The organism is Methylomonas montana, from assembly GCF_030490285.1.
Taxonomy (GTDB): domain Bacteria; phylum Pseudomonadota; class Gammaproteobacteria; order Methylococcales; family Methylomonadaceae; genus Methylomonas; species Methylomonas montana.
Map to the genome: position 1 here is coordinate 1,529,310 of NZ_CP129884.1, position 18,218 is coordinate 1,547,527.

General features: G+C 52.8%; 14 protein-coding genes. 11 read left to right on the forward strand and 3 right to left on the reverse strand.

What is annotated here, in order from left to right; translation table 11 throughout:
• The first annotated feature begins 16 nt into the window (after window positions 1-16).
• The 11 genes from QZJ86_RS07230 (at window position 17) to QZJ86_RS07280 (ending at window position 15,385) form a co-directional block, all read left to right on the forward strand.
• Window positions 17-2,347, forward strand: a complete 2,331-nt coding sequence (locus QZJ86_RS07230; protein ID WP_301937687.1) for a DUF1549 and DUF1553 domain-containing protein — start codon at window positions 17-19, stop codon at window positions 2,345-2,347.
• Window positions 2,348-2,384: 37 nt separating this feature from the next.
• Window positions 2,385-3,848, forward strand: coding sequence for a DUF1501 domain-containing protein (locus QZJ86_RS07235; protein WP_301937689.1), 1,464 nt, complete (start codon window positions 2,385-2,387; stop codon window positions 3,846-3,848).
• A gap of 111 nt (window positions 3,849-3,959) precedes the next feature.
• Entirely contained in the window at window positions 3,960-4,919 is a 960-nt protein-coding gene (locus tag QZJ86_RS07240) for an SMP-30/gluconolactonase/LRE family protein (protein WP_301937691.1), read from the forward strand.
• 565 nt (window positions 4,920-5,484) lie between these two features.
• Window positions 5,485-7,818: a DUF1549 and DUF1553 domain-containing protein gene (locus QZJ86_RS07245; protein WP_301937693.1), complete on the forward strand. Its 2,334-nt coding sequence runs from the start codon at window positions 5,485-5,487 to the stop codon at window positions 7,816-7,818.
• Between the two features lie 28 nt (window positions 7,819-7,846).
• Complete coding sequence (locus QZJ86_RS07250) at window positions 7,847-9,310, forward strand: DUF1501 domain-containing protein (protein ID WP_301937696.1); 1,464 nt, start codon at window positions 7,847-7,849, stop codon at window positions 9,308-9,310.
• Window positions 9,311-9,423: 113 nt separating this feature from the next.
• Window positions 9,424-9,810, forward strand: a complete 387-nt coding sequence (locus QZJ86_RS07255; RefSeq protein ID WP_301937698.1) for a hypothetical protein — start codon at window positions 9,424-9,426, stop codon at window positions 9,808-9,810.
• Window positions 9,811-9,820: 10 nt separating this feature from the next.
• A complete protein-coding gene (locus tag QZJ86_RS07260) occupies window positions 9,821-10,411 on the forward strand; it encodes a peroxiredoxin (protein ID WP_301937700.1) in 591 nt (196 codons plus the stop codon).
• Window positions 10,411-11,166, forward strand: a complete 756-nt coding sequence (locus QZJ86_RS07265; protein ID WP_301937701.1) for a c-type cytochrome — start codon at window positions 10,411-10,413, stop codon at window positions 11,164-11,166. Before QZJ86_RS07260 ends, QZJ86_RS07265 begins: the two co-directional genes overlap by 1 nt.
• A 53-nt stretch (window positions 11,167-11,219) precedes the next feature.
• Window positions 11,220-11,798 (forward strand): peroxiredoxin, encoded by a 579-nt coding sequence (locus QZJ86_RS07270; protein ID WP_301937704.1) that lies wholly within the window; start codon window positions 11,220-11,222, stop codon window positions 11,796-11,798.
• A 96-nt stretch (window positions 11,799-11,894) separates the two neighbouring features.
• A complete protein-coding gene (locus tag QZJ86_RS07275) occupies window positions 11,895-13,535 on the forward strand; it encodes a PepSY domain-containing protein (protein WP_301937706.1) in 1,641 nt (546 codons plus the stop codon).
• Between the two features lie 320 nt (window positions 13,536-13,855).
• Window positions 13,856-15,385: a cation:proton antiporter family protein gene (locus QZJ86_RS07280; protein WP_301937708.1), complete on the forward strand. Its 1,530-nt coding sequence runs from the start codon at window positions 13,856-13,858 to the stop codon at window positions 15,383-15,385.
• 391 nt (window positions 15,386-15,776) lie between these two features.
• Here the strand turns inward: QZJ86_RS07280 and QZJ86_RS07285 are convergent, their stop codons facing one another.
• From QZJ86_RS07285 to QZJ86_RS07295, 3 genes are all read right to left on the reverse strand, one after another.
• Window positions 15,777-16,238, reverse strand: a complete 462-nt coding sequence (locus QZJ86_RS07285) for a hypothetical protein (protein WP_301937710.1) — start codon at window positions 16,236-16,238, stop codon at window positions 15,777-15,779.
• A gap of 11 nt (window positions 16,239-16,249) precedes the next feature.
• A complete protein-coding gene (locus QZJ86_RS07290) occupies window positions 16,250-16,663 on the reverse strand; it encodes a transglycosylase SLT domain-containing protein (RefSeq protein WP_301937712.1) in 414 nt (137 codons plus the stop codon).
• 293 nt (window positions 16,664-16,956) lie between these two features.
• A complete protein-coding gene (locus tag QZJ86_RS07295; protein ID WP_301937714.1) occupies window positions 16,957-17,991 on the reverse strand; it encodes an IS5 family transposase in 1,035 nt (344 codons plus the stop codon).
• Window positions 17,992-18,218 lie beyond the last annotated feature (227 nt).

Sequence of the window (18,218 nt, forward strand, 5' to 3'; positions counted from 1 at the left end):
TTTTTGGAGGAAGTCCATGAGTAAGAAACTATATTCCGCCTTTATCTGGGGGGTTGCGGTGGCGATCAGCGGCGACACTGGGGCGGCTGACGACAAGCCCGCGCCAGCGAAAGCCGAAGCCAGCGCGCCGGAAGCGGGGCAATCGAAATCCAAGCACTGGTCTTATCAGCCTGTAAAAGCACCGGCCGCGCCTAGCGTCAAGAATAAAGATTGGGTGAGAACGCCGATCGATGCTTTCGTGCTGGCACCCTTGGAAGCTAAAGAATTAACGCCGTCGCCGGAAGTCGATCGCGCGGCCTTCATTCGTCGGGCGACATTGGATGCCTGGGGCGTGATCCCGACACCGGAAGAAGTCGATGCGTTCGTTAACGACGATTCTAATAATGCTTACGAGAAATTGGCGGACCGCTTGCTGGCGTCCCCTAAATACGGTGAGCGCCAGGCTCGTCGTTGGCTGGATTTGGCCCGCTATGCCGACAGCTCGGGCTTCACCAACGATGAAAACCGCAACAATATGTATCGCTATCGCGATTACGTAGTGAAGGCATTTAACGAAGATAAGCCGTATTCGCAATTTATCCAGGAGCAATTGGCTGGCGACGAAATCAATCCGGGCAATCCCGAATCCCTGATCGCCACCGGCTTTATCAGAAGCTATCCGGACGACAGCAACTCTCGTAATCTGGTGCAGAAGAAGTTTCAAAACACCACCGACGTCACCGATACCGTGGGCGAGGTATTTTTAGCGCAGACCGTCGGTTGCGCCAGATGCCACAACCATAAGTTCGACAAAATTTCCATGAAAGAGTATTACCAGCTGCAATCTTTCTTCGCCAACGTCAATGCCGTGGATAACGTGCCGGTGCCTGTCAAGGGCGAGGTAGAGGCCGAGTGGGAAAAAGCCAATGCCAAATGGGAAGAGGCGATTAAGGACATTAAGGCAAAACAAAAAGCACTGATCGAGCCGGTGAAAGTGCAAGCCAGAAAATATAACTACGAACGGTTTTCCTTGGATACTCAAGCGGCCCTGAATAAGCCCGAAGCCCAATGGACGACGGCGGATCGCTGGATCAATCACCGTTACGACAACAACGAAAACGAAGCTGGGGCGGCGCTGGCGTTCTACCAAGACAACTCTGCTAAGGGTGCCTACAGTTATGACCCTAGTTATGCGGAAAAAGCCGAGCAGTTTAAAGCTCTCAATAAAGAGTTGAAAAAATGGGACAAATTGAAGCCGGTTAAAGGTTCCTCTTACATTTCCGCCGTTTCCGAGCTGGGTAATCCGAACCCACCGCCAACTCATGTGCATTTCGCCGGCGAGTACGACAAGTTGCAGGAAGAAGTGCAACCGGGTTTCCCTGTCGCTATTTCCGAAGAGAAACCTGAGATCAAACCGACTGCCATTTCATCCGGCCGTCGCGCCGCCCTGGCTAAATGGATCGCCAGTCCGACCAATCCTTTGACGGCCAGAGTATTTGCTAACCGGGTATGGGCGCAATATTTCGGTCGCGGCATCGTCGAAACGGTTAGTGACTTCGGTAAGGCCGGTACCAAACCGACCAACCCTGAGCTGCTGGATTATTTGGCGGATAGCTTCGTCAAGCAAGGATGGAGCGTCAAAAAACTCCACCGCGAGATTTTATTGTCCAGCGTCTATCGTCAAGACTCCAAGCCGCGCGAAGACGTCGCTAAAGCCGATCCGGATAACAAGCTGCTGGCGGTATTCCCTAGACAACGTTTGGAAGCCGAGCAAATTCGCGATTCTCTGTTGGTTGCTGCGGCGAAGTTGGAAGACAGCTTAGGCGGTCCGGCGGTGTATCCGGAAGTGCCGACCGGTTTGAATGCCGGCGACAAATGGCCGGTCGATAAAGCGCCGAAAGATACCAACCGCAGGAGCTTGTATGTGTTTACCAAGCGCAGCGTGCCTTACCCCATGTTGGATACCTTCGATATGGCGTCCGCGCAACAGGTGCATAGCAAACGCGACGTCACCACCACGCCATTGCAATCTCTGGCTCTGTTCAACAGCGATACAGTGTTTGGTTGGTCGCAAGCTCTGGCTGGACGCGTGATCAACGAAGCCGGCCACGATGAGTCCGATCAGTTGGAAAGGCTGTATAAAATTCTGTTTGCCCGTAGCCCGACCGACGAGGAAAAAGACACGCTGGCTGGCTTCTTGGACGAACAGGAAAACGTCATTAAGAAGAAAGTCGCAGAAGGCAAATTTACCGCCAGCGTACCGGTGGGGGTGAAGGAAACCGACAAACTGGACCCAGTGCGTTCGTCTGCCTTTGTTGACTTGGTGCATGCGGTGGCCAATTCCAACGAATTCGTCTATCGCTTCTAACGGCCATCGAATACTTAATTGAATTAGGAAATATATTATGAATAACAAATCTCGCAGAGACTTCTTGATCAAAAGTGGCTACGGCCTCGGTGGTCTGGCCTTGGGCGGCATGCTGCCAGGATTGAACGGATTTTCCAGCGCCATGGCTTCCGAATTGGCGGCCGGCGCCGGCATCGTCGATCCGTTGGCGTCGAAGGCTCCGCATTTCAACCCCAAAGTAAAATCGGTGATCTGGTTGCATATGGACGGCGCGCCTTCCACCATCGATTTGTACGACTACAAACCGCAATTGGTGAAAATGCACGGTCAGGACATTCCGAAATCGTTCATGGCTGGCATCAAGGAAGGTGTGCGCGGTGGTACCGGTAAACTGTACGCCACTAACCGGACCTGGAAACAGCACGGCCAGAGCGGTGCCTGGTTTTCCGACTATCTGCCTAACCTGGCGCAACACGCCGACGAGCTGGCTTTTATTAAATCCAGCGTCACCATCGGTGCCACCCATAACATTTCCATCCTGAAACTGAATACCGGCGACCTGAACCCAGGCCGTCCATCACTCGGCGCCTGGATCAAATATGCATTGGGTACCGCCAACCCGGATTTACCGGCTTATGTGGTGTTGTATAACGACAAGAAAGAACCGACCGGCGGCTCGATCAACTGGAGTTCCGGCTTCCTGCCGGCGGTTTATCAAGGTACCGCATTCCGTCAAGGCGAATCGCCAATCCTGTACCTGGAACGTCCGGAGTTGACTTCGGCGTCCGAACAGCGCAGCACGCTGGATCTGCTGAAACGCTTGAATCAATTGGAAGATGCTAAATATCCGGGCGATTCCGAGCTGGAAGCGCGTCTGCAAGCCTATGAGCTGGCAGACCGGATGCAACGTACCGCGCCGGAAGCGGTGGATCTGAAGAAAGAATCCGAAGCAACCAAAGCGCTGTACGGCATCAACGACGAAGGTAGCAAAAGCTACGGCGAAGTGTTGTTGCGGGCGCGGCGTTTGGTCGAGCGCGGTGTGCGTTTCGTACAGGTCATTTCCGGTCCCCAGGAAGTCGCTGGCGACCAGCGCAACTGGGACGGTCATACCAACCTGGAAGAAAACCACAAGAAACATTCCTATGCGGTGGATAAACCCATCGCCGGTTTGCTGACCGACCTGAAAGCCAAGGGTTTGCTGGATACCACTTTGGTGGTTTGGACTTCCGAGTTCGGCCGCACCTCTTACGGCCAAAGCGGTAACGGCCGCGACCATAATCCTTGGGGTTACACCCAATGGTTGGCGGGCGGCGGCGTCAATGCCGGTTACACCCACGGCGAGACCGATGAAATCGGTTTACAGGTTGCGGACAAGAGCAAAGCGGTCGATACCTACGACTTGCACGCGACCGTGTTGCATTTGATGGGTCTTGATCACTTGAAAACCACCTATTTCCACAACGGCCGTTCAGAGCGTCCGACCGTGGTGTACGGTAAGGTGATCAAGGAGTTGATCGCTTAGTCGCGGCTTGATCCGGCTTCAAACTTCCCGGCGCAGCCGGGGAGTTTGAAGTCATCTTTCACTAGTTAAATCAATTTTTAGCCAACCATTTTCGATCTGGAGGAGATATAGATGGTATTCAAAAATTTGTTGGCATTCAGTATAAGCGCCTTGCTGTATACGGGTGATGCACTGGCTGACGACCTCGTGACCCCGCCGATTCCCGGCGTAGCTGCCGGTGGCGTATTGGTCGATCTGATCAAGGATGGCTTCAACGGCACGGAAGGCCCGATTGGTTACACGGACGGCAGTCTGCTGTTTACCGAAACCAATGCCAATAAGATAGTCCGCATCGCGCCGGACGACAGCGTCTCCACCTTTTTGGAAAAATCCAACGGCGCCAACGGTCTGGCCTTGACGCCGGCTGGGGAAATTGTCGCGGTACAAACTCAGAAAACCCAGGTGGGTGTCGTCTATCCGGCCGACAAGAAACACGCTTTGGCCGAAAATTATCAGGGCACGGCATTTCAGCGTCCCAACGATTTGGTGCGGGCCAGCAATGGCGGGATTTATTTTACCGACAGCGGCACGCGGCCAAGCAAGGAAAACCCCAATCCGCCGCCGTCGCATCCGGGCGTTTATTACATTAGTCCAACTGGCGATTTGAAGCAGCTGGCGATCGACATCGAGCGTCCCAACGGTATTCAATTGAGTAAGGACGAGAAAACCCTGTATGTCGCCAATACTCCAGGCGAACACGTGCTGGCCTACGACATCGCTGCCGACGGCTCGATTCAAAATCGGCGTAATTTTGCCAAACTGGCCGGCTGGCAAAAAGGCGAGGATGGTAAATGGTCGGGTGGGGCCGATGGTCTGGCGCTGGACGATGAAGGCCGCTTGTATGTGGCCTCGAATGCGGGCGTGGAAATATTCAGCGCCAAAGGCGATGCGCTAGGGGTGATTGAGATTCCGAAAAAGCCGCAAAACCTAGCATTTGCCGGGGCGAGCAAAAACGTGCTGTATGTGGTCGGACGCGGTTCAGCGTACAAGATTCTGTTGCTGTCACGCGGCATTAGTAGTCGCGCCAAGTAAGTCGGCGGGACAAAAGCTTTTCTTGAACCGGCAGGGATGCCAGGCAAATAGGTCGGAGCCGCATGTCTCCTTGCTTGCCTCCGATCTAAGTCAGGTCGTTGACGGAACAACGGCCCAGGAATGGTTAGAAAAGTAATACGCTCGGCCGGTGCGGGAACCGGCCATTACCGATTTTAGGTGCTCAGCATAACCGCTGAGCGCCATCGCTAACTCATGGTGGGATATTCATACGGGCAAAGATACGTTCTGCGCCCGTATTTTTTGCCCGTTTGCCTCGATGGGCCTTCGCCGTGGCAAGTTGCCAGGCATTTGCTAGTCCAGCAACAGCCAATGTTGAACAGCTGTTGCGGATTCACCAGTCGATCGGCGGGCTGGACGTGTCTCTATCAGCATCCTTGGCGTATCTGCCTATTTTATTGACTAAATATCTCGTTAAAACAGTTGCTTGAAGCTTGTCAGCTTTTTTTCCTAACTGTGTTTTTTCCTGGCACGCAAGTTGCAAAATCAGTTGTACAAAACGCATCGCACCCTTGGTGCCGTTTTTTGTTTATTTTGGAGTGCGTCAATGAGAAAAAATTTATATTCCGCCGTGGTCTGGGGGCTGGCGGTGGCGATAAGCGGCGATGCTAAAGCTGCCGACGAAAAGCCAGCGGTGGCCGAGGAAGCCCCGCAATCCAAATCTAAATTGTGGTCGTATCAACCGGTCAAGACGCCGGCCGTCCCGGCCGTGAAGCAACAGGATTGGGTGAGAACGCCGATCGATGCCTTTATTTTGGCGAAGCAGGAAGAAAAAGGTCTGGCACCATCGGCGGATGCCGATAGGGCGGCTTTTATTCGCCGGGCAACACTGGATGTGTGGGGGGTGATTCCGACGCCGCAAGAAGTCGAAGCCTTTGTCAACGACGATTCTGATAAGGCATACGAGAAGCTGGTCGAACGTTTGTTGGCATCGCCCAAATACGGCGAGCGTCAAGGACGCAAGTGGCTGGATTTGGCGCGTTACGCCGATAGTACCGGCTTTCAGAACGATAACGACCGCTTGAACATGTGGCGTTATCGCGATTACGTGATCAATTCCTTCAATCAAGATAAACCTTATAGCCGCTTCTTGCAGGAGCAATTGGCTGGCGACGAATTATGGCCGGATCGGGAAGAAGCCTTGATTGCGACCGGCTTCATGGCGCAATTCCCCGATAACGCCAACTCGCGGGATCTGGTGCAACGCAAATATCAGATTACCACTGACATTACCGATACGGTCGGTAAAGTGGTGTTGGGTCAAACCTTGGAGTGCGCGCGCTGCCACAATCACAAATTCGACAAGATTAGCCAGAAAGACTATTTCTCCTTACAGTCGTTTTTTGCCAACGTCGCGCCGGTGGATAACATTCCCGCCAAAAAAGGCGCTATCGAAGTGGCTTACGACCAGCAATGGGCTAAGTGGGAAGAGGCGACCAAGGATATCCGCGCCAAGCAAAAAGCCATTATCGATACCCGCCGCGAGGATGCGCTTAAATATCACAAGGAACGTTACTTGACCGATTCCAGGGCCGCCATTTTCAAACCCAAGGAGCAATGGACAGCGCAGGATCGCTGGGTGAATCATCGTTTGACCAATGTCACCGACGAAGCCAGTCTGCAAGCCTATTTTCGTGAAAAAGGCGAGAGTAGCGATCCCAAGTTCCAGAACAAGGAAATCGCCGCGCAATGGGCGGAACTGGATAAGTTGAATAAAGAGCTTAGAAAGTTTAACGACTTGAAGCCGAAAACCACCTCCAACACCATTTCCGCGATGACCGAACTGGGTCACGCCGACACGCCGCCGAGTTTCGTGTTCGCGCAAGGCGATCATGAGAAGCCGTTGGAAGAGGTGCAACCGGCTTTCCCGCCGGCGATTACCGACGAAAAACCCGACATCAAACCATTACCGTTTTCATCGGGCCGCCGTACCGCGTTGGCGAAGTGGATTGCCAGCCCGACCAATCCACTGACGGCTCGCGTCTATGTCAACCGGGTTTGGGACCAATATTTCGGTCACGGTATCGTCGAGACGGTTAGCGATTTCGGTAAGGCCGGCCAGAAGCCGACCAACCCCGAGTTGCTGGATTATCTGGCGGCCAAGTTCGTCAAGGACGATTGGAGTATCAAAAGCCTGCATAGGGAGATTCTGTTATCCAGCGTTTACCGGCAATCTTCGGATTACCGCGAAGACCTGCATCAGGCCGATGCCGAAAACAAATTGCTGGCAGTATTTCCGCGGCAACGTCTGGAAGCGGAGCAGGTCAGGGATTCCTTGCTAGCGGCCGCCGGTAAGCTGGAAGAGAAAGTGGGCGGTCCATCGGTGTATCCGCCGCTGCCGAAAAACATCAATGCCACCAACAGCGCCAATGTCAACGGTGATCCGGCCTGGAAAACCTCCAAGGACGACAAGGATCATAACCGCCGCAGTCTGTACATCTTTACCCGGCGCAGCTTGCCTTACCCGATTCTGGATTCGTTCAACATGGCGTCTCCGCAGGAAGCCCACAGCAAGCGTGAAGTAACCACTACACCGTTGCAAGCGCTGACTTTGTTCAACAGCGAGCTGATCTTCGATTGGTCGAAATCGTTGGCGGGTAGGGTGATCAACGAAGCCGGTCTCGACGAATCGGACAGATTGGACAAACTCTATCAAATTCTGTTTGGACGCAATGCCAACGATGACGAGAAAGACAGCCTGCAAGCCTTCCTAGACGATCAGGAAAACGTGATACGCAAAAAAGTGGCCACCGGCAAGTTCGAGGTCAACGTACCGAACGGTTTGAAAGAAAACATACAGATAGATCCGGTCAGAGCAGCGGCTTTTGTCGACCTGGTACATGTCGTGGCGAACTCCAACGAGTTTATCTACCGGTTTTAACGATTATTCCTACAAAGAGGTAAAGATTATGCATAACAAGTCGCGAAGAGACTTTTTGCTGAAAACAGGCTATGGCCTGGGCGGGCTGGCGGTCAGCGGTTTTATGCCGGGCGGCGGCGTAATGACCAGCGCGCTGGCTGACGACGCCGGTTTGGAGGCTTTGGCTGGCGGTAATCCCTTGGCTACCAAGCTGCCGCATTTTGGTGCCAAGGCCAAGACCGTGATTTGGCTGCACATGGCCGGCGCGCCCAGCACCCTGGATTTGTACGATTACAAGCCGGATTTGATCAAACTGGCCGGTACCGGCGTGCCGGCCTCGTTTTTGAAAGGCATCAAGACCAGTACGCAAGGCGGCATCACCAAACTGATCGCCACTAAACGTAACTGGAAACAACACGGGCAGAGCGGCGCCTGGTTTTCGGATTTGTTGCCGAATCTGGCCGAGCATGCCGACGACATGGCCTTTATCAAATCTAGCGTCACGATTGGTGCTACCCATGATATTTCCATCATGAAGTTGAATTCGGGCGGTTTGAATCCGGGCCGGCCGACGCTGGGCGCCTGGGTGCAATATGCGCTGGGTTCGGCTAATCCGAATCTGCCGGCTTATGTGGTGCTATACAACGACAAACGCGAGCCTCGCGGCGGTGTCACCAACTGGTCGTCGGGCTTTTTGCCGGCCGTTTATCAAGGCACGCCGTTCCGGCCCGGCAACTCGCCGATTCTGCACCTGAACAATCCGGAGTATCTGGCGGTTGCCGAAAAACGCCAAGCGCTGGATTTGTTGAAACGGCTCAATGAAAAACACGACGGCCGTTATCCGGACGACACCGAGCTGCAGGCCCGCACCGAATCCTATGAGCTGGCCTATCGGATGCAGGAAACCGCGCCGGAAGCGGTCGACTTTAGTAAGGAATCCGATGCAACCAAGGAATTGTACGGTCTGAATAATGAAGCGACCAAGGCTTATGGCGAACTGTTGCTGCGCGCCCGGCGCTTGACGGAGCGTGGCGTGCGTTTCATCCAAGTAGTGTCCGGTCCGGCCGACATCAAAGGCGACAGCCGGGATTGGGACGCGCATCAAAACATCGAGGAAAACCACAGTACCCACGCTCGCATCGTTGACAAACCGATCGCCGGTTTGTTGAAGGATTTGAAGGCCAAAGGCTTGCTGGAATCTACCCTGGTGGTTTGGACTTCGGAATTTGGTCGTACCTCGTGGAGCGAATCCGGCGACGGCCGCGATCACAATCCTTGGGGCTACACGCAATGGATTGCTGGCGGCGGCATCAACGCCGGCACTACCTATGGTTCCACTGACGAAATCGGTTTGCAGGCGGAGAAAGGTAAGGAAGTCGATACCTATGATTTGCATGCCACGGTGCTGAACCAGTTGGGATTGGATCACCTGAAACTGATCTACAAATATCAGGGCCGGTCCGAGCGACCGACCGTGGTTTACGGCAAGGTCATCAAGGATTTGATCACCTAGGGATGTTGCCGACGTAACGCGTGCGCCTCCAACCGCCCAAGATCGGTTTAGTCCGTCGGGGCTAAATCGACGGTTGGCTGCGCGGCAAGGATTTTCGCTAAAGGTTTTTTTATATGTTTAACAAATTGATTTTCTCCGCGATTTTATTCGCAGCATTGACCGGCGCGGTGTGCGCCGAAAGCGACTTCGATTTTGAAGAGTTAATGAACGATGTGGAAACCAAAATCCAGAACGTGCAAAACAATATTGCCGCCAAGGATGCTGCCACTGCCACGACCCAAGCCAAGGAACTACAGGATCAGTTCAAGCTGGTCGAAGGCTTTTTCGTGAAACGAGGCGATGCCGACGATGCCGTGCATAATTCCAAGGAATACCAGAATAAGGCACAGAATATACAAACCGCGCTGACAGCCGGCGATTTCGATAGCGCTGCGGCTGCCGCCAACGATTTTTCCAAACAATGCCGCGGCGCCTGCCACGACAAATACAAACCCCTTTAATTGAATGAATATGAAACGAATTTTATTGAAATGCCTGGTACCCGGTCTGATTGCATTTTCGGCCAATGCCGCCTTGCCGGAAGGCCATCCGGCGCCGGATTTTCAGACCCAGGCTTCGCTGGCCGGTAAGGCTTTCAATTTCTCGCTGCAAGATGCCCTGAAAAAAGGTCCGGTGGTAGTGTATTTCTACCCGTCCGCCTATACCGGCGGTTGCAATGTGCAAGCGCACGCTTTCGCCGTCAATCACGAAAAATTTGCCGCCGCCGGTGCCAGTATCGTTGGCGTGTCGCTGGATAGCATCGAACGCTTGAACGACTTTTCCGCCGATCCTAATTATTGCGCCAGCAAATTTCCGGTGGCATCCGACGCCGACGGCAAGATTTCCGGCAATTACGATATTGCGGTAAAAGCCGCCGCGCCGGGTAAAACCGATAGCCGGGGAGTGGCAATCGATCACGGCTTTGCCGAGCGTACCACCTTTATCGTTACGCCGGACGGCAAGATCGCCGCTACGCTGGGTGGCTTGAAGCCGGAAGAAAACGTCGCTAAAGCCCTGGAAACCGTGCAAAAAATCGCCGCCGGCCGATCGAAGGCCAACTGATGGGGTTATCGCGCTGGGTATCGAACCTGAATCAAACGCCGGTATCGGTATTGCGTTTTGGTAGTGGCGACGGTACCTGCCGATATCGGTCGCGTCGCAACTGGAAGAAACGCTCTTGGTTAGCGCTCGGTACGTTTGCGTTATTGGCGTCGGCTAAAACCGTGCTTGCCGAGCAGAGTAACGACGCGCTGTTGTTGCGGATAGGTAGCGGCAATCCGGTGGCGGGCAAGCACAAGTCGGAATCCGAACGTTGCCAGGAATGCCATGGCGAGACCGGTAATGCCGAGGACGCTCGGGTGCCTAAGCACGCCGGCCAATATGCGGCCTATCTGATCAAGCAGTTGCGCGATTTTCAATCCGGCGAACGCCGGCACGAGATCATGGTGAAAATGGCGGCGGATTTGAGTCCGGCCGACATCGAGGATATTGCCGCTTATTTTGCTAGCCAAAATACCATGCAGGGCGATGGTTCCGGGAATACGCCATTGGCGAAAAATTTATTCGCCAATGGCGATCCGGCCCGAGAGATTCCCGCCTGTGTCAGCTGCCACGGCGAAAATGGTAAGGGAAAATTTGCCGACAATGTGTTCTATCCGGTGATCGGTGGCCAGAGCAAACTGTATTTGCGTCGGCAGTTGGTCAATTGGAAGTTGGCCGAGCGGAAAAATAGTCCCGACGCAGTGATGAACAAAGCGACTAAGGCGTTGCGAGAGGACGAGATCGAAGCCTTGGTCGATTATATTTCGGGATTGTAACGACAATGCGTGTGCCTGCCGAAGCCTATTCCCATCCTTTTTACGGAGTCGATATGAAACGTTTTTTTCTGGGTTGTTCCTTGTTGCTGGCGGCGGCGTTTTCGGCGTTAGCCGGCTTGCAGGAAGGCGATCCGGCGCCGGATTTCAATACCCAGGCCTCGTTCGCCGGCAAACCGTTCGCCTATTCCTTGCAGGAGGCGCGCGGCAAGGGGCCGGTGGTGGTTTATTTTTATCCGACCGCTTATGGGCGCGGCTGCAATATTCAAGCGCGAACTTTTGCGGTCAATCATGAAAAATTCGCCGCCGCCGGCGCGACCATCGTCGGCGTGTCGTTGGACAGTATCGAGCGGCTCAACGAATTTTCGGCCGATCCGGACTATTGCGCCAGCAAATTTCCGGTGGCATCCGACCCGGACGGCAAGATCGCCAATGCGTTTGGCTTGAGCGTGGACGAATCGAAAACCGGGCGCTTGGATAGTCGCGGCGTGCAGGTCAATCACGGTTCCATCGCCAGGACCACCTTCGTGGTGTCGGCCGAAGGCAAGATCGTGGCTCGAGTCGGCGATTTGCAGCCGGCCGAGAACGTCGAGAAGGCTTTACAGATCGTCCAGGGTTTGGGTAAGGCGGAATAGCATGGCCGGTAGTGTTTTTAGGGATGCGTTTAGGGGGCTGAGCGCGGTGTATTTTCAACGGTTAGTGTCATCAATATTGAGCGTAAGAGGGCGACAATGAAGTCTTTGAATTGGTTGTTATATGAAACCCACCGCTGGTTGGGCGTGGTGTTGGCTTTATTCATGTTTTTCTGGTTTTTCACCGGTATCGCTATCATCTACGCGACGCCGACCACCCAAAGCCGTAGTCAGCAACTGGCGCATGCGGAAAGTCTGGCGCCCGAAGCCGGCTGGCTGAGTCTGGGCGAGGCCTGGGATCGCAGCGCCGATCAACGGCAGGCGTTTGCCGCGCAGCGCAAAACCAAACCGGCGAATATGGGCGAACATGGCGCCAAGGCCGGTGCTGCCAATGGCGGTGAAAATCCGGTCGGCATTGCCGACGCGCGCTTGGTGCGCCGTATCGGCGAACCCTTATGGTTGGTGGAAGACACCAAGGGCTTGCGTTTCGCCTTGTCGGCTATCGACGGCAGCTTGCGGGAAACCTCGGTGGAGCAGGCGCTACGTATTGCCGACGACTGGTTCAAACGCGACGGTATTAACCAGAATTTAAAAGTCCTGGAAACCGTGGACGCACCTATCATCCTGCGCAACCAGGATGCGCTGAAGCCGTTTCATCGAGTGGCTAGCGACGACGGCGACGAGTTATTGATTTCGGCTCGCACCGGCGAAGTGTTGCACGCGTCGACGCGAGTGGATAGAGCATTTTACTATGCCGGCAACTGGCTGCACTTATTCAAACCCTTGGAAGCGATTGGCTTGGGACAGTATCGTCACGATGTACAACTGTGGTCGGGATTGGGCGCCACTATCGCCTGTATTACCGGCCTGATCATCGGCTGGCTGCGCTGGCGGCCGGGTTTTAACGGCAAACCCACCTATTCGCAAGGCCGTACCCAGCCTTACCGCGAATTTTGGTTTAAATGGCATTTCTGGAGCGGTTTAATCGGCGGCACGGTGGCTTTATCTTGGGCGCTGAGCGGTTTTATCGATACCAATCCTGGCAAATTGTTTTCCGAAGGCAATACCAGCCGTGAGGAATTGAGTCACTATTTGGGCAAAGATTTGCCGGAAGCGATGCGCAACTGGCAGCCTGAACCACTTGGCGAGGCGGGAGCGGCGGATATAGTCGAACTGGGCTGGCGCCGTTTGGGAGGAGAGGCCGTGTTGTTGGCTTATGGCCGCGACGGGCAGCGTTTGCCGCAAACTGTCGCCCAGGCGGTGCCACAATTCAGCAAAACCTCCTTGTCGGATGCCGTTCAACGCATAGCCGGCGATACCGAAATAGCCAGCCAGGAATTGCTGGACGATTACGACAGCTATTACTATCCGCGTCACCATCAAAGCCTGGTCGAGAAACCCTTGCCGGTCGTGGCGGTGCAATTGGCTGACGAAGCGGGCACCCGTTTTTATCTGGATCCGCAAGACGGCCGTTTATTGGCCAGGCTGGATCGTAGCCGCCGGGTATACCGCTGGCTGTATTCCGGATTACATCACTGGGACTTCGGCTGGCTGTATCAACGGCCAATCTGGGATGCCTGGATGTTGACTTGGGTAGCCTTTGGTTTGGTATTGGGCGCCAGTTCTCTGGTGGTGGGCTGGCGGCGTCTGAAGAAAACCTTTACGCCGAGTAAGAAAAGACGTCCGGTCGCCGTCGCGCCGACCGTGGGCAAGTTGGCGACCGAAACGGCAGGCGATTGAGCCTTTCCTTTCGGATGATCGTTTCCTCGGCGGCAGCTTGGCTGCCGCCGTTGACCAGACGTATGCCGAATCAGTCGTCATCGCCGTACATACTCTTCAAATCATGGGCAGGGCCTTGATAAGGCCCATCAGCCATTCGAATCATTCCCTTGTCATCTGGCTTGCCTGTCATCGTTTAGCTAAAGAATCTTACCAATCAGGCTGGCAGACGGGCACTTGACATCGCCCGATATCGACCCGATCAGCAAAAAATAGCCGGAAAGGTATTAAAACAGGTTACGATCCCCATATTAAACGGGGTTTTGTTTCGGTTGATGGATATGATGGAATTAATCTGGATCAGTGCGGCTTATTTGATTGGCTTGGTGGCCAGCCGCCTGACGTTTCCGCCGCTGGTAGGCTACTTGGTGGCCGGTTATGTATTGCATGCTTTGGGCATTGCGGCATTGCCGGATCTCAGTCACTTGGCCGATGTCGGTATCGAATTGCTGTTGTTCTCGGTTGGCTTGAAACTCAAGCCCAGTTCGCTGATCCGTCGCGAGGTGCTTAGCGTCGGCGGTTTGCACTTATTGTTGATGGCGGTCATCTTTGCGCTGGTATTTCTGGGGCTGGACAAGCAAGTAACCGGCGGCTTGGTGTTGGGTCTGAGTTTGGCGTTTTCCAGCACGGTGCTGGCGATCAAGGTGTTGGAAGACAATGGCGAACTGTCCTCCTTGCATGGCCGCGATGTGATGAGTATTTTGATTTTGCAGGACATCGTCGCGATTGGCCTGCTGGCCTTGGCGGAGGGCAAACAACCGACGCCGTGGGCTTTGGCTTTGTTCTTGCTGCCGTTATTGCGGCCCGTGGCGCACCGGATGCTCTCAGTCAGCCATTCCTCGGAGCTGAAAATGTTGCTGGGGGTAACCTTGGCGCTGGCCGGCGGCGTGGCGGCGGAAAGCGTCGGGATTGCCGCCGACATCGGTGCCTTGCTGACCGGTATCATGCTGGCCAATCACCCACAAATCGATGAGTTGACCAACCGCCTGTGGGGTTTAAAGGAATTGTTTCTGGTGGCGTTTTTTCTGCAGATTGGTTTGAGCGATCTGCCGAACCGCGATCAGATGGTTCACGCCGCGGCATTGCTGGCCTTATTGCCGGTACAGGGCGCATTGTTTTTTGGATTGTTTCTGTTGTCCGGCTTGCGGGCGCGCACCGCGTTCGTGTCCTCCCTGGCCTTGATGACATACAGCGAATTTGCGTTGATTACTACCGGCGCGGTGGTCAAAGCGGAATTATTGCCTTTGGAATGGAATGCCATCATCAGTCTGGCGGTGGCCGGTTCACTGGCGGTAGCGGCGCCGCTGAACCGCTATTCGCATCGTTTGTTCTCCTGGGCCGAACCGGTGTTGGTACGATTCGAAAAAAAATCCGGCAATCCGGACCGTTTGCCGGAGTCCTTCGGCGTCGCCGAGTGGTTGGTCATCGGCATGGGCCGTACCGGCTTGTCGGCTTACCAGGCCTTGTCCAATCAGGATCAACGCGTCGTGGGATTGGATGCCGACCCTACCGTGCTGGAAAACCTGTTATCCGCCGGACGGCGTGTGGTCTACGGCGATGCCGAGGACAACGAGTTATGGACCGGTCTACGCCTGGAAAGAGTCAAGGGTATCGTCATCACCGTGCCGGCTTTCGAGGTTAGAACGCTTGCCATCGGTCAGTTACGCAAACGCGGCTTTCGGGGACAGATCGGGACGATTTGTTATCACCATAGCGAAGAACGCGAATTAAAACAGCAGGGTGCCGATTTCGTGATCCACCCATTGGTGGAAGCGGGCAATCAGTTGGCCAGGCAGATGTTGGGGGATTAAGCCGTTGGGCTCGGTACTAGAATGGCGAGAAGGCTGATTTATAGTCAAACAAGCATTTTTTCTTGTCGGATCCCCTAATTTCCTGCTCGGTCGAGCGTGCCGGCAGGTATTAATAGACTGAAATCGATCCACTGCCGTCAATCGAGTATGGATTTAAGTTTCCACAATCCTGCCATTCGCGAAGTTTAGCAAACGGCAATAAACAGGCAGCCAAAACATTAGACAGTCCGTATCCTTTTGTCTAGTGTTTTGAATAGATTAAAATAACACGGAAAAGAGCTTATCTAGTACATAACTTTGGAAACAAACCCGATAACTATTGTGTTCGTCAACGCTCCCAAATTCTGAGCTTTCGTTAAATAGTTATCTGAATGATTTCATGGTTTGCGTACTAGTCACCATGACGCTCCAAAAAGCTTTGTTTAATGGTGTTAGGTAAAACTGAATAATCATCGCCATTACTATACCATCGCGTAGATGAATGTGTATCATCTCTTAAAAATAATCCCACCCATATTCTTGGTGAGTTCATATCAATTACAATCATTGCCAGCTCAGATGGGCAATTATGAGGCATGCATTTATTTATGATGATAAAGTTATCAATCTTACTAACTAATGATTCAACATAATATTTATTAATGGCATCCATTTCATAAGCAGGAACAATTTTCTGGGTGATTTTTTTTACCCCATCAGTTTCTATCAGTTTTAGGGCTTTTCCATCAACAATTTGAGTTGGTAGCTTTCCTATCCAGCTTTCAAATCCCACTCCAGCCCAAGCATTTGGCTCATCTGCACGTGCTTGAAAACTATAGATAAATATAAAAAAAATAAAAAATATCGCTTTCATTATTTTCGTCCTCATTTATGTATTTTATGTAAAGCCACCATATAATGATCTTTATCTGATTTTAATGAAATCTCACAGGCCATAATTGATTTAGAATATCCTTCACCAGTTCCATAGCCAGTATCTATACCATTAAGTTTGTTTTTAGCTATATCTAAGTAATATGATCCACATTGGATATTTTTCACCGCATCAGTCATATCTGAGTGCTTATAATGCGTACCATTAGGTGTATTGCTATTTACCATTTCTACGGCACTCTTTGTAATCTGCATAAGGCCAGTTGCTGTTGACATGCTGTTAGTAGCATCAGAATCGAAACCTGACTCTTTCCAGATTAAACAAATTATGAATTCGTCAGAAAAGCAGAGTGATTTGTTGTTATCTCTTACAAGAGTTGCCATTTGTTCATATGTATATTTCATAAGCACTACCCTATTTTTTATAAATTAATTATTGACTGCATCAGTGGCAACAATGATTAATTGTCGCACCAAACAATTGGTATTGTGCTGTAATTTGAAAGATGCGAGATGACTAGATAAAATGAGCCAAAATATATAGGGAGCCTCGAAATACCGGCAAAATTGCCGCAGGTTCTGGGTATTCAGTTTATGCTCAAAGCAGAAAACAGATTTGGCGCCTTATTTTCGCCCTGTTTGGGGCGGTTTTTATCCTGAAATCGCCATTTTTGATGATTTCAGGCGGACGATGCCTGTCAGAAGGCAAAAGCAGGCTTAATACCGCAGGTCTTTAAACTGCAGAGGCGACGCAAATTATAAGTGGCCACCTTGAAGTTCAGTTGTAACGTGGCGCGAGCTAGCCCAACACTTCGCAAGCCTTTGCCGCCCATCTGTTCCAAACTGGCAAACACATGCTCAACTCGGGCACGGGTCTTGGCAATCCGCGTATTGCGCCGCTTTTGGCAGTCGGATAGCGGTTTGCCTTTGGCCGCCTTGCGTTGGATATGCACCCGAAGACCTGACGCTTTGATTCGCGCTTCACGTTCTTTGTCCACATAGCCTTTGTCAGCATACAGTTCGCGGCCGGTATTAAAAGTGTCCAGCACCTCATCCAGATGCAAGGTATCGTGCTCGCTGGCCGTGCTGACTTTAACTTTACGAACCAGTTTGTATCGCTTATCCACGTTGGCTGACAACTTGTATCCGAAGTACGATTTGCCATGCTTTTTTGTCCACATCGCATCGATGTCTTTTTGCCGACGCTTGGCAGGTGACCAGTCGATAGGCATGGCCTGCTCTTCGATCAGGGCTTTCTCGCCTTTAGGCCGATGCTGCTTGGGCGCGGGCACGATGCTGGCATCAATCATTTGGCCACCACGCGCCAGATAGCCGTGCTTATCTAATTCCCGATTCGCGGCTTCAAAGATCGTTTCACTGGCTCCCGCCGCCATCAGTCGCTCACGGAATGTCCAGAACGTGGTGCGATCGGGGATCTGGCTGCTGTGCCTTAGCCCGGCAAACCGTTGGAAACTCAAACGATCCAGCAATTGAAATTCCAGTTGTTCGTCGCTGAGGTTATACAGCTGCTGCAATAACAACGTACGAACCATGATTTCGGTCGGAAACGGCGGACGACCGCCGCGCTCCCGACTGGGTCGGGGTGCCGCTGCATCAATCGCAGCTGCTAAGGCGGCGAAATCGACATGCTCTTCCAGGATTTGAAGAACATCACCTAACTTGTTCAGCTTGGTTTCTCGTTCTTCGGCAGCAAACAGGCTTTCTTTGATCATGGGCTTTAGAATCCGTTGGATGATGCGACTATTTTCTCATGGGTGCCGGTTTTTCGAGGTGCCCTATAGTGTTCAAAACAGTGTCCCTTTATTTTAGGGGCTTTCAAGGGTGTCAAAGCGCCAAAACAGTGGACAATACGACAACACCATCTGAATTAATAGCACATAGCACATAGCACATAGCCCACCTTCATTTCGCCATATTCGTCGCCACAATGCCGTCAATC